Raw genomic sequence first — 12,333 nt, 5'->3', positions numbered from 1 at the left:
TGCTTCGGCGGACCTGCGACAGCGTATCGGGGCCCGGCAGGCCGAGGCAGACGCGTCTGTGGCCCGCCGTGCCAACCTGGAAGGCTCGGTGTCGGCCCTGCGCTCGGCGATCGACGACGACCTGGCCGCCCTGGACGAACTGAAGCGCCGCGTCGTCGAGGCCGACGAGCGCGTCGTCGAGGTGCAGGGCGCGTTCGCCGAACACGAGTCCGGCGCGCGCGAGGCGCGTCGCGGGTTGGACGATGTGCGGTCGCTGTCCACCGCGCTCGAGGTCGCGCGGGCGACGGCCGAATCCGACCTCGGCCATCTGGCCGAGTCGTGCCGCGAGGCCCTCGACCAGACGCTCGAGGAAGTGGCGGAGGCGATGGCGGAGATGCTCGCCAACGAGGCCGGCCTGCCCAGTGCGGCGTCGGTGGCGGCGGCCGAGCGGGCCGGTGCCGACGAAGAGGGGGCCGAGGCTGGCGTCGCGGTCGAGAGCAGTGATGCCGCGGCCGAAGCTGCGGGCGCCATCGAGCCGGCGCCCCCGGTGCTGAGTGCGGAGCAGGCAATCACGCGGCTCAAGGTGCGCATCGCCTCGCTCGGGGCCGTCAACATGATGGCCATCGAGCAGTTTGACGAGCTCGAGCAGCGCCACACCTTCCTGACGGGACAGCGCAAGGATCTCATCGACGCGATCGCGTCCACGGGTGAGGCCATCTCGCGCATCGATCAGACCACGCGCGAGCGGTTCGCCGAGGCGTTCGCGGCCGTCAACACCAACTTCGCCGAGATGTTCACGACGCTCTTCGGCGGCGGCCGCGCCGGCCTCATCATGCTCGATCAGGAGGATGTGCTGGAGAGCGGCATCGACATCGTCGCCCAGCCGCCGGGCAAGCGACTGCAGAACGTGCAGCTGCTCTCGGGTGGCGAGAAGGCCCTGACGGCGATGGCGCTGATGTTCGGCATCTTCAAGTACCGCCCGAGCCCCTTCTGCCTGCTCGACGAGATCGATGCGCCACTCGACGACGCCAACATCGGCCGCTTCGTCGAGATGCTGCGCAGCATGCAGGATCACACCCAGTTCGTGCTGATCACGCACCACCGCAAGACGATGGAGATCGCCGACCGCCTGTACGGCGTGACCATGGAGGAGCCGGGGGTGTCCAAGGTGCTGCGGCTCGATCTCACGCACTAGGCGGCCTGGTCGCCGCCGCGACACGCAGACCGTGAACGAAGACAAGGGCACCCGCTACCGCCGCGCCGAACGCACCCTGCGCCTCGTCGAGGTCACGGCAGGCACCGTCGTGCTGGGGCTGCTGGCGCTCAGTCCCGTGCCGACCGGCCTGCGCACGTGGTCGACCGGTCTGCTCGACACGCCCGCGTCTCCTGGGGGCGCCTTCGTGCGCCACGCGGTGGTCGCCGCGCTGCTCCTGACGACGAGCCTGGCGCTGCCGGCCCTGGCCGCCGCGCCCTTCGCGCTGCGCCGGTTGTACACACTGGCCCGTCGCTATCACGTCCCCTTCACCACTCCGCGGGCCCACGTGCGGGACACCGTGCGACACGGCGCGATCCTGGTGGTGGCCGGGGCGCTGGCCTGGGCGGTCTTCGTCTGGTTCGCGGCGCCCGTGCCGTGGCTGTCGGGGCTCGGACTCGCGCTCGCCATGCTGACGCTGGCCGCCGTCGTCATGCTGGCCGCGCCCTGGGCGATTCTGCTGTCGCCGCGGGTGCGTCCGCTGCGCGACGAAGCCGTCGCCGGTCGCCTGCATGCCCTGGCCTCGCGGGCGGGCTTGCGGCTCGGGGGCCTGCACGAGTGGGGCTTCGGCCCACACGGGGACCACGCCAACGCCGCGCTCGTGGGTGTGGTGGGGCCGCGGCGCCTGCTGATTTCCGACACGCTGCTCGCCGGGTGCCCGGCCGAGGAGATGGATGCGGTGGTCGCGCACGAGCTCGGCCATCACGCGCACGGGCACACGTGGCAGCGCGTCCGTGTGCAGGCGATCGGTCTGGTCGGCGCCGTGCTCGGTGCCCAGGCCAGCGCCGCGGGTCCGGCGCGCTGGCTCGGTGGCACGGACGGCCTCACCGATCCCGCGTCGCTGCCGTGGATGCTGCTCGGTGCCGGCGCGGTGTGGCTGGCGGCTCGCCCCTGGCAGCTGGCGCAGTCGCGTCAGCACGAGGCCGAGGCGGATGCCTTCGCCCTGGCGCTCACCGGACGCCCCGACGTCCTCGAGCGCGTGCTGGCGCGCGTCGGTGCACGCAACCTCTCCAGTGACGACGACTCGCTCCTGACGCGTGCGTTCTTCCTGACGCATCCACCCATCCCGGCGCGTATCGCGGCGGCCCGCCGTGCGGCCGAGCCGGCACCCTCCGCCGAGGTCTGACTCGCCATGCTCACGCGCCGTGCCTTTGCCACGTCCACCCTCGCCGGCCTGATCGGCGCTGCCGGTCTGCGGGCCCAGCCCGACGACGCCAACTACGACGAAGCGAAGGTGCCGGCCTACACGTTGCCGCCACTGCTGCACCTGGCCGATGGCCGGGTGGTGACCGATCGTGCAGGGTGGGTGGCGAGGCGCGCCGAGCTGCTCGATCTGTTCGCCCGCCACATGTACGGTCGCACGCCGGCCGGGTTGCCCGACGGTGCGGTGGTGCCGGTGGACACGCCGGTGCCGGTGCTCGGTGGGCGGGCGTTGCGACAGCAGTGCCGTCTGGACTGGCAGGGACGCGCGTCGATGGACGTCCTGGTGTACCGGCCCGCGCACGGCCGGCCCGTCCCTGTCTTCATCGGACTGAACTACTTCGGCAACCACGCCGTCGATCCGGACCCCGCCATCCGGCTCTCGACCCGCTGGATGCGGACCAACGACGCCAACGGCGTCGTGAACCATCGTGCGACCGAGCGCGCCCGCGGCACCATGGCGCGGCGCTGGCCGGTGGATCTGATCATCGAGCAGGACTGCGCCGTCATGACCGCCTACTACGGCGATCTGGCCCCCGACGACCCGTCCGTGGTGCGGCAGGGGATGGCACCGCTGGCCGACGGACTCGAGGGCGACATCCCGACGGCCGAGCGGTGGGGCGCCATCGGGATGTGGGCGTGGGGGCTGTCGCAGATGCGTCGGGCCGTGGCGACCATGCCCGGGCTCGACGCGCGGCGCGCGATCGTGATCGGGCACAGTCGGCTCGGCAAGGCCGCGCTCTGGGCCGGTGCGCAGGATGAGGCGTTCGCCATGGTGGTCTCGAACGACTCGGGCTGCGCCGGCGCGGCGCTGAGTCGCCGTGCCTATGGCGAGACGATCGGCCGCATCACGCGGTCGTTCCCGCACTGGTTCTGCCCGACGCTGGCGTCCTGGGCGGGACGCGAAGCGGCGATGCCGATCGACCAGCACCAGTTGCTGGCCCTGGTGGCGCCGCGCGTCCTGCACGTCGGCAGCGCGGTCGAGGACCGCTGGGCTGACCCGAAGGGCGAGTTCCTGGCCACGCTGGCCGCCGACGAGGCGTGGCGGTTGCTGCGGCAGCGCGGACTGGGCGGGACGGCCATGCCGGCGGTGGAGCAGTCGGTCGGGGACCGGGTCCGCTACCACCTACGCACGGGGGGGCACGACATCACCCGCGACGACTGGGCGCAGTACCTCGCCACGGCGAAGGCGCAGCTCTCCTGAGGGCGCGCCTCACCTGACGATCAGCTCGCCGCGCATCTCCTCGCACCCGGCGTCGGCGCGCATGCTGCAGTAGAACGGAAAGCGGCCGACCTCGTCGGCGCGGAACTCGAACGTCACCGTGCCGCCCGGCGGCACGCGCTTCTGGATGCGATAGGCATCCACCGTGAAGCTGTGGGCGATGTCGGTCGACGTGATGGTGACGCGGACGATGTCGTTGCGCCGGACGTCGATGACCTCGGGATCGAAGGCGAAGCGACGCGCCGTCAGGGCGACGGCCCGTCGGCCGGCCGGTTCCGGTTCGGGCTGAGTGCCCAGCGGCAGGAGGACGGCGGCCGACCAGCGCTGGAGCCATCGGCGGCGGGTGAGTGGTGGACGCATGGCTGGAGTCAGGAATACAACAGAACGGGCGCGACCGTCGCTGGCCGCGCCCTGTTCCCGAACGACTGCCGGCCTGTTTCTGGCGCCGGCCCGGTCTCTCGCGGCCTACTCGGCCTTGGGCTGCTCTTCCTGGAGCAGCGCCTTGCGGCTCAGGCGGATCTTGCCCGACGGGTCGACGTTGAGCACCTTGACCAGGAGCTGTTCGCCTTCCTTGAGCTCGTCGCGCACGTCCTTGACGCGGTGCAGCGCGATCTCCGACACGTGCAGGAGGCCGTCGACGCCCGGCATGATCTCGACGAACGCGCCGAAGTCGGCGATGCGCTGGACCTTGCCCATGTACGTCTTGCCGATCTCCGGCGTGGCGGTGAGCTCCTGGATGATCGCCAGGGCACGCGCGGCCGAGGCCTCGTCGTTGCTCGCCACGTTGATGCGGCCATCGTCCTCGACGTCGATCTTGACGCCGGTGCGCTCGATGATGCTGCGGATCATCTTGCCGCCGGGTCCGATGACGTCACGGATCTTGTCGACCGGGATCTTGATCGTCACGATGCGCGGCGCCCACTGCGACGTCTGCGACCGCGGCGCGTCGATCGTCTCGGCCATCTTGCCGAGGATGAACAGGCGACCCTCGCGCGCCTGGGCAAGCGCCTGCCGCATGATCTCCATGGTGATGCCGCTCACCTTGATGTCCATCTGCAGGGCGGTGATGCCCGCGGCGGTGCCGGCGACCTTGAAGTCCATGTCGCCGTAGTGGTCCTCGGCACCGGCGATGTCGGTCAGCACGGCGAACTTGCCGGTCTCCTCGTCGAGGATCAGGCCCATCGCCACACCGGCCACCGGGGCGCGCAGCGGCACACCGGCATCCATCATCGCCATCGACCCGCCGCACACGCTGGCCATCGACGACGAGCCGTTGCTCTCGAGGATGTCCGAGACGACACGGACGGTGTAGGGGAACTGCTCCTCGGTGGGCATCACCGGCACGAGGGCCCGCTCGGCCAGCGCGCCGTGACCGATCTCGCGACGACCGGGGCCGCGCATGAAGCCGGTCTCGCCGACCGAGAACGGCGGGAAGTTGTAGTGCAGCATGAAGCGCTTGTACGTCTCGCCGTCCATCGTCTCGATCTTCTGCTGATCGTCGGCGGTGCCCAGCGTGGCGGTGACGAGCGCCTGCGTCTCACCACGGGTGAAGACGACCGAGCCGTGGACGCGGGGCAGCACCTGCGCCTCGCTCCAGATCGGTCGAATCTCGTCGAACTTGCGGCCGTCGAGGCGCTGTCCGCGCTCGAGAATCTCGCTGCGCAGGACCTTTTCCTTGAGGCCCTTGAACACCTTCTTGGCCTCGGCGCGCTTCTCCGGCTCGGTCTCCGGGTACGAGGCGATGAGCTCGGCCTGGACCTGATCGACACGCCCGTAGTTCTCGAGCTTGTCCTTGAGGCGCATGGCCTCGGCCAGCGGCTGCAGCGCCTTGGCCTCGACCTCCTGCTGGAAGGTCGCGTCGGTCGCCTTGGCGGCCACCGCGAGCTTCTTCTTCGGGGCGGCCGCGACCAGGTCGTCGATGGTGGCGACGATCTGCTTGATGGCGGCGTGGCCGGCCTCGAGCGCGCCGACCATCTGCTCCTCGGCCACTTCCTGCGCGCCCGCCTCGACCATCATGATCGCGTCGGCACTGCCGGCGATGATCAGGTCGAGCGCGCTCGACTTGCGCTGCTTGAACGTCGGGTTGATGACGTACTGCCCGTCGACGTACCCGACGCGGACGCCGGCGATCGTCTTCTGGAACGGCATCTCCGACAGCGCCAGCGCGCAACCGGCGCCGGTCACGGCGAGCACGTCGGAGTCGTACTCGGTGTCGGCCGAGATCACCATGGCGATGATCTGCGTCTCGAAGGCCCAGCCGGCCGGGAACAGCGGCCGGATCGGACGATCGATCAGGCGGCTGGTCAGCGTTTCCTTCTCGGTCTGCTTGCCCTCGCGCTTGAAGAAGCCGCCAGGAATGCGGCCCGACGCGTAGGTGAACTCGCGGTAGTCGACCGTCAGCGGCAGGAAGTCGATGCCGACGCGCGGCGAGGACGCATGACACGCCGTGACCAGCACGACCGTGTCGCCCATCCGGACGAGGACGGATCCGTCGGCCTGCTTCGCGAGCTTGCCGGTTTCGAACGAGAGAGCTCGGGAGCCGAGCTCGAGACTGCGTGTGTGCATGGGGTTCCCTGTCATGTCAGTGCCAGGGGACCTGTCTGCCCTGGCGGTGTGCGGTGCGAGGATCTGCGCGAGTGGGGCCGCGCGGCGGGACCGTGTCCGCCGGGCCTGCCACGGCCGCGGGCGGAGCGAAACGCGAAGGGACGGGAGCACGCTCCCGTCCCTTCGTGAACTCCGCTACTTCCGGATGCCGAGACGCTTGATGAGCTGCGCGTACCGGTCGGTGTTCTTGGCCTTGACGTAGTCCAGCAGCCGACGGCGCTGGCCCACGAGCTTCAGCAGGCCGCGACGCGAGTGGTGGTCCTTCGCGTGCGTCTTGAAGTGCTCGGTCAGGTACGTGATGCGCTCACTGAGGATGGCCACCTGCACTTCGGGCGAGCCCGTGTCGGTGTCGTGATGGCGGAATCCTTCGATGAGGTCGGTCTTGCGGTCCTTCGTCAATGCCACGGGTCTTGCCTCCGCGATCGGTCCAGCACTGCCCCTGCGGGCCCCGGGCCGTCGTCGTCTGGGTGATGGGAGCGCCGATATGGGCGCCAGCGAACTACGAATGATAGCTGATCCTCTCGCCGACATGCCAGCCGCGGCCACGCATGCGCCATTCGCGTTGGCAAACATGCCGTGCTAGGATAGGCATCATGCCAAACCCCTTCGTCCTCCGTGAGCGTCCGCCACGCGAGGACCTCCAGCTCGCGCGGGACGTGGTCGCGGGTGGCGTGCCGCTCTCGGTCCTCGACGACCTGCTCGCCGCCGGCTTCACGGCCGCGGAACTGGGCGATCTCGTGATCAATCCCAGGACCCTCCGGCATCGCCGGACCCGTGGCGAGGCCCTGGCGATGGAAGAGGCCGAGCGGGCCATACGGCTCGGCAGAATCCTGGCGATCGCCGACGCCGTCCTGGGCAGTCGCGCGACCGCCTGGGCGTGGCTGCGCGAGCCCAATCTGGCCCTCGACCGCGCCAGACCCGTGGACTTGTTGAAGAGCGAGATCGGCGCGCGGGCCGTCGAAGAGACCCTGGTGCGTCTCGAGCACGGCCTCTTTGCGTGACCGTCTGGCGGATCTCCCAGCATGCCGATCTCTCCGGCATCGGTGGGGTGTATGCCAGTGGCCGGTGGCATTCGCGAGGACGCCCCGTGGTCTATCTCGCCGACCATCCCGCCTCCTGCCTCCTCGAGATGCTCGTGCAGGGGGCCAGACTCGCCGCGCTGCCCGTGGCCTACCAGTGGCTGCAGATCGAGACGGCCGAGGCGTCGATCGGCGAGGCGGGCGCCCTCCCGGACGACTGGCGCGACGACATCGGGGCGACGCGGAGCCTCGGGGATACGTGGCTCCGGCAGCGGTCGACGCCGCTGCTGCGCGTGCCCTCCGTCATCGTGCCGGCCGCGTGGAACTACCTGCTGAATCCGGCGCATCCCGACGCCGGGCGCTGCCAGATCGCCAGTACCGTCCGCTTTCCCCTCGATCCGCGCCTGCGGTGATCCCGTCAGCCCAGCACGACGTCGGCGTGGAGCAGCCCGTCCGGGGTGTGGCGGGCGAGCGCGACGAGCGTCCCTGACGCATCGAGGAGCCTCGCCCGATCGACGGTCGCGGCACCCAGGCGCGACGCCTGCGCCGGCTCCAGGGCAACGAGGCGACCAGCCAGCACCCACGCCACCTGCCGCTCCGTCAGGACGACAGCGGGCCACTCGCGCAGGACCGTCGACATCGGGCGGCACATGGCCGCGAACGCCTCCGGGTCGGCCTGCACGACAGCGCCGAGCGCATGCGCGTCTTCGATGGTCCAGTCGCTGCTGCCGGTGCGGCACAACGCCGTCAGGTGCGCCGGCACGCCGACGGCGACGCCGAGGTCACGTGCGAGGCTGCGGACGTAATAGCCGGCCGAGACGTCGAGGGCGACGGTCGCCACGTGCGACGCCGCGTCCCACGCCGTCAGGGTGAGGGCATGCGCGGTGACGGCGACGGCGGCCATCTCCACACGCTCGCCGCGCCGCGCGAGCACGTAGGCGCGCTCGCCATCGATCATCTTGGCCGAGTGCGCGGGCGGCACCTGCGGGTGAGTACCGACGAAGCCCGTCAGCGCCGTGCGGACCAGCGCCTCGTCGAGCACAGCCAGCCGCTCCGGCGCCGCCGTCTCGACGATCTGTCCCATCCGGTCGCCGGAATCGGTGGCGACGCCGAACGCGACGGTGGCGCGATACCGCTTGCGGCCGGCCGTGAGGAACTGCGACAGCCGCGTCGCCTTGCCGATCACCACCGGCAGCACACCGGTCGCGAACGGATCGAGCGTGCCGGTGTGCCCGACCTTCGTCTTCCTCGGCAGGCGTCGACGCACGGTGGCGACCACGTCGTGCGACGTCATGCCCTCCGGCTTGTCCACGACCAGGACGCCGTCGATGCCGCTGCTCACTGGATCGCGGCGCGCATCAGGGGCAGCAGCGCGGCACGGACCTCGTCGAGCCCGTCGGTGGTCGTGAAGCCACTGGCGTTGAAGTGTCCGCCGCCGCCGAACTGCTGGGCCACCGATCGCACGTCGACCGTGCCTTTCGATCGCAGGCTGACACGCGTGAGACCGGGCTCGTCGCTGCGCAACAGGCACACCGCGCGAATCTCCTGGGCCGTGAAGGGCATGTTGATGATGCCCTCGGTCTCGTCCGGGGTGGACCCGGCGGTGACGTGCACCTCGGGCGTCAGCGTGAGCACCGCCAGCCGCCCGTCGGCGTCCAGCTGCATGCCGTGCAGCAACGCGCCGATGAGCCGGACCCGGGCCAGGCTGAAGCTGTCGAACGCCACCTGGCCGATGGCCACGGGATCGGCGCCCGCGATCACAGAGCGGCGCGCCAGGTCGAAGCTGCGCGCCGAGATGTGCGAGTGGCGGAAGCCGCCCGTGTCGGTCAGCAGCCCCAGGTACAGGTACGTGGCGATGGCCGTCGACCACGGCACGCCGAGCGCATCGATGGCCTCGCCCACCATCTCGACGCACGCGGCCGCGGTCTCGTCGAACCAGGTGACGGTCCCGTAGCCGCTGTTGCCGAGGTGATGGTCGATGTTGACGACCACGGCGGCGCGCTCGAGGCCCGTGATGCCCGTGCGCGACAGGGCGCCGGACTCCATCACCACCACCGTGGCGCCCGTGGCATCGACGTCGCGCGTGATTTCGAGCGCCTCCATGCCAGGAAACACGTGGAACGCCGCTGGCGCCGGGTCGCTGCAGATCGTACGGACCGGGCGGCCGAGGGCGCGCAGCGCCGCGGCCATGGCCATCACCGAGCCGATCGAGTCGCCATCGGGGCGCGCGTGACCGCAGAGGATGACGGGCCCGTCGGCGCGCAGCGCCTCGATCAGCGAGAGGGGAGGGGGCACGCCGGCCGGCTCACTGCGCACGGTCATCGGCGGGCGGCTCGGCCTTCTCCTGCGCCTCGCGTTCGGCGCGTTCGGCGGCGATCTGGCGGAGCAGCGTCTCGACGCGCTCCTGGCGCTCCAGGTTCTCGTCGTAGTGGAACTTCACGTCGGGAGCCCGCCGCATGTTCATGTCTTCGGCGAGTCGTCGGCGCACGAAGGCCGTGGCGCGGTCGAGGGCCCTGGCCGTCTTGGTGCGCTCGACCTCGTCGCCGACGAGCGTGTAGTAGACGTGGGCCATGCCCATGTCGCTCGTCATCTTGACGTGGGTGACCGTCAGGAGCCCCACCGCGGGATCCTTGACTTCGAACGCCAGCAGCTGGCTGACCTGGTCCTTGATGCTGTCGGCGATGCGCTCGGCGCGGGAACCGGAACCTTGCATGGATTGATTCTACGAAATGCCGCGATGCCGCATGCCGGGAATGCCGACGGCAGGGCAGGGCGACCGGGCTACGGGGCGTCCTCGACGGACGAAGAGTGGCCTGAAATGCTCAATGCCGAAGGGCTGGGCCCTCCGGCATTGCGGCATTCACGGCATTCCGGCCTTCGCCGGGCTGAATGTGTCGGCCCGGCGCTAGCCCGGGATGGTGATGGCGATTTCCTCCGAGGTGAACACCTCGATCTGGTCGCCGGCCTTGACGTCGTTGTAGCGCTCGAAGGTCATGCCGCACTCGAGGCCGTTCTTGACCTCGGACACGTCGTCCTTGAAGCGGCGGAGCGAGCTGAGCTTGCCGGTGTGGATGACCACCCCGTCGCGCAGCAGGCGGGCCTGGATGTCACCGGAGCGGCGAATGACGCCCTCGGTGACGAAGCAGCCCGCCACCGTGCCGGCCTTCGGCACGCGGAACACCTCGCGGACCTCGGCCAGACCGAGGCGGCTCTCCTTGAACGTCGGCTCGAGCATGCCGGCCATGGCAGCGCGGATCTCGTCGGTCACGTGATAGATGACCGAGTGGAGGCGGATGTCCACCTTCTCGCGCGCGGCCACAGCCTCGGCGTTGCGGTCGGGACGCACGTTGAAGCCGATGATGATGGCTTCCGATGCGGTCGCGAGCAGCACGTCCGATTCGTTGATCGCACCGACGCCGAAGCTGATGACGCGCACCTTGATGCGTTCGTCGCCGAGCTTCTGCAGCGAGTCGGCCAGCACTTCGGCCGATCCCTGCACGTCGGTCTTGATGATCAGCGCCAGTTCCTTCACGCCGCCTTCGGCGATGTGCTTCTGGAGCGTCTCGAGGGTCATGCGACCGCCACGCGCGCCGAGCGACTTGGCCTTGGCCTGCTCTTCGCGGAACAGCGCAATCTGGCGAGCCTTGGCCACGTCGTCGACGGCCTGGAAGGTGTCGCCCGGTGTCGGGACGCCGCCGAGGCCGAGCACTTCCACCGGGGTGGAGGGGCCGACTTCGCGGACGCTGCGGCCGCGGTCGTCCTGCAACGCGCGGACCTTGCCGACGATGGTGCCGACGAGGATGGTGTCGCCGACGTGCAGCGTACCGTCCTGCACCAGGACCGTCGCCACCGGACCGCGGCCGCGATCGAGCTTGCCTTCGAGCACGGTGCCCGAGGCGTTGCGGGCCGCGTTGGCCTTGTGCTCACCGATCTCGGTGACCAGCAGGATCATCTCGAGGAGCGTCTCGAGGTTCTGCTTGGCCTTGGCCGACACCGGCACCATCACCGTGTCGCCACCCCACGCCTCGGCGAGCAGTCCGATCTCGGACAGCTCACGCATCACGCGCTCGGGGTTGGCATCCGGCTTGTCGATCTTGTTGATCGCCACGATGATCGGCACCTTGGCCGCGCGTGCGTGGTCGATGGCCTCACGCGTCTGCGGCATGACGCCGTCGTCGGCGGCGACCACGAGGACCACCACGTCGGTGACCTTCGCGCCGCGGGCACGCATCGTGGTGAACGCCGCGTGGCCCGGCGTGTCGAGGAACACGATCTTGCGCCCGTTGAGTTCGACCGCGTACGCGCCGATGTGCTGCGTGATGCCACCCGCTTCGCGCTCGGCGATCCGGGTCGTCCGCAGGCTGTCGAGCAGCGTCGTCTTGCCGTGATCGACGTGGCCCATCACCGTGACCACCGGCGCACGAGCGACGCGGTCCTCGGGGTTGTTGGCGCTCTCCTCGAACTCGACGATCTCTTCCTCGAACGACCGGACCTCGACTTCGGCGCCGAACTGGCGCGCGAGCGACGTCGCCGTCTCGGCATCGAGGGTGCTGTTGATCGTCATCCGCATGCCCTGCTCGAGGATGACGCGCATGACGTCCTTGACCTTGGCTTCGAGCTTGTCGGCCAGGTCCTTGACGGTCATGCCCTCTGCGAGCGTGATGATGCGGGTGATCGGCGGCGGGGCCGCTGGTCCCTGCACGACCGGCGCTTCGATCCGCGTGCGCCGGCCGCCGCTGCTGCGGCCTCCGGGACGCGGGCGATGCCCACCGGGCGCACCACCGGGGCGGTAACCGCCCGGCTGCGGCGGCCGCGGGAACTGCGCCGCACCTGGACGCTGGCCGGGCTGCGCGAGCCCGGGAGCGCCTGGCACCCCACCGAGCGGACGACCGCCGGGGCCGACCACGCCAGGGGCGCGGCCGATGTTGGCATACGTGGGCTGATAACTGGGCCGTGCGACCTGCGGCAGCGGCGAACGGATCGGCTGCGACGGCAACGGTCGAGGGCCTCCTGGGAGGGCCGCGCCGGGGGGCAGCGGCCTCGGGCCGGCGGTGGCC

The 12,333-nt window shown here is 70.4% G+C and carries 11 protein-coding genes and 1 pseudogene; 5 read left to right on the top strand and 7 right to left on the bottom strand.

The features are described 5' to 3' along the window. The 3 genes and pseudogenes from Q0C41_RS25365 to Q0C41_RS25355 all read left to right on the top strand — a co-directional run. A pseudogene (locus tag Q0C41_RS25365) lies at positions 1 to 1,174 on the top strand (chromosome segregation protein SMC); the annotation flags it as partial. Positions 1,175 to 1,205: 31 nt separating this feature from the next. Then, positions 1,206 to 2,357, top strand: coding sequence for a M48 family metallopeptidase (locus Q0C41_RS25360; protein ID WP_291988694.1), 1,152 nt, complete (start codon positions 1,206 to 1,208; stop codon positions 2,355 to 2,357). Positions 2,358 to 2,363: 6 nt separating this feature from the next. Then, the gene (locus Q0C41_RS25355) at positions 2,364 to 3,635 is read left to right on the top strand and encodes a hypothetical protein (RefSeq protein WP_291988692.1); all 1,272 of its coding nucleotides are present in this window, start codon (positions 2,364 to 2,366) and stop codon (positions 3,633 to 3,635) included. A gap of 9 nt (positions 3,636 to 3,644) precedes the next feature. On the opposite strand, the gene Q0C41_RS25350 is transcribed toward Q0C41_RS25355, so the two are convergent. The 3 genes from Q0C41_RS25350 to rpsO all read right to left on the bottom strand — a co-directional run bounded on the left by Q0C41_RS25350 (position 3,645) and on the right by rpsO (position 6,662). After that, positions 3,645 to 4,013, bottom strand: a complete 369-nt coding sequence (locus Q0C41_RS25350; protein ID WP_291988690.1) for a cupredoxin domain-containing protein — start codon at positions 4,011 to 4,013, stop codon at positions 3,645 to 3,647. 105 nt (positions 4,014 to 4,118) lie between these two features. Continuing rightward, complete coding sequence (gene pnp / locus Q0C41_RS25345) at positions 4,119 to 6,218, bottom strand: polyribonucleotide nucleotidyltransferase (RefSeq protein ID WP_291988687.1); 2,100 nt, start codon at positions 6,216 to 6,218, stop codon at positions 4,119 to 4,121. A gap of 174 nt (positions 6,219 to 6,392) precedes the next feature. Further along, positions 6,393 to 6,662 (bottom strand): 30S ribosomal protein S15, encoded by a 270-nt coding sequence (gene rpsO / locus Q0C41_RS25340; RefSeq protein ID WP_291988686.1) that lies wholly within the window; start codon positions 6,660 to 6,662, stop codon positions 6,393 to 6,395. Between the two features lie 188 nt (positions 6,663 to 6,850). Between rpsO and Q0C41_RS25335 the strand changes: the two genes are divergently transcribed. Continuing rightward, on the top strand, positions 6,851 to 7,258 hold the full coding sequence (locus tag Q0C41_RS25335) for an antitoxin Xre/MbcA/ParS toxin-binding domain-containing protein (protein ID WP_291988684.1): 408 nt from the start codon (positions 6,851 to 6,853) through the stop codon (positions 7,256 to 7,258). Beyond that, positions 7,255 to 7,689 carry an RES family NAD+ phosphorylase gene (locus Q0C41_RS25330; RefSeq protein ID WP_291988682.1) on the top strand — a complete coding sequence of 145 codons (435 nt, stop codon included), beginning with the start codon at positions 7,255 to 7,257 and terminating at the stop codon, positions 7,687 to 7,689. Before Q0C41_RS25335 ends, Q0C41_RS25330 begins: the two co-directional genes overlap by 4 nt. A 5-nt stretch (positions 7,690 to 7,694) precedes the next feature. On the opposite strand, the gene truB is transcribed toward Q0C41_RS25330, so the two are convergent. The 4 genes from truB to infB all read right to left on the bottom strand — a co-directional run. Continuing rightward, the gene (gene truB, locus Q0C41_RS25325; RefSeq protein ID WP_291988680.1) at positions 7,695 to 8,618 is read right to left on the bottom strand and encodes a tRNA pseudouridine(55) synthase TruB; all 924 of its coding nucleotides are present in this window, start codon (positions 8,616 to 8,618) and stop codon (positions 7,695 to 7,697) included. Next, positions 8,615 to 9,598: a bifunctional oligoribonuclease/PAP phosphatase NrnA gene (locus Q0C41_RS25320; protein WP_291988678.1), complete on the bottom strand. Its 984-nt coding sequence runs from the start codon at positions 9,596 to 9,598 to the stop codon at positions 8,615 to 8,617. Before Q0C41_RS25320 ends, truB begins: the two co-directional genes overlap by 4 nt. After that, positions 9,582 to 9,989 carry a 30S ribosome-binding factor RbfA gene (gene rbfA, locus Q0C41_RS25315; protein ID WP_291988676.1) on the bottom strand — a complete coding sequence of 136 codons (408 nt, stop codon included), beginning with the start codon at positions 9,987 to 9,989 and terminating at the stop codon, positions 9,582 to 9,584. The genes Q0C41_RS25320 and rbfA overlap by 17 nt, the downstream gene beginning before the upstream one ends. Positions 9,990 to 10,181: 192 nt before the next feature. After that, the coding region (gene infB, locus Q0C41_RS25310; RefSeq protein ID WP_291988674.1) for a translation initiation factor IF-2 at positions 10,182 to 12,333 on the bottom strand (2,152 nt) is incomplete at its 5' end.

This window comes from Luteitalea sp., assembly GCF_022842525.1.
Classification (GTDB): domain Bacteria; phylum Acidobacteriota; class Vicinamibacteria; order Vicinamibacterales; family Vicinamibacteraceae; genus Luteitalea.
This window is presented reverse-complemented; position numbering and strand designations above follow the sequence as displayed.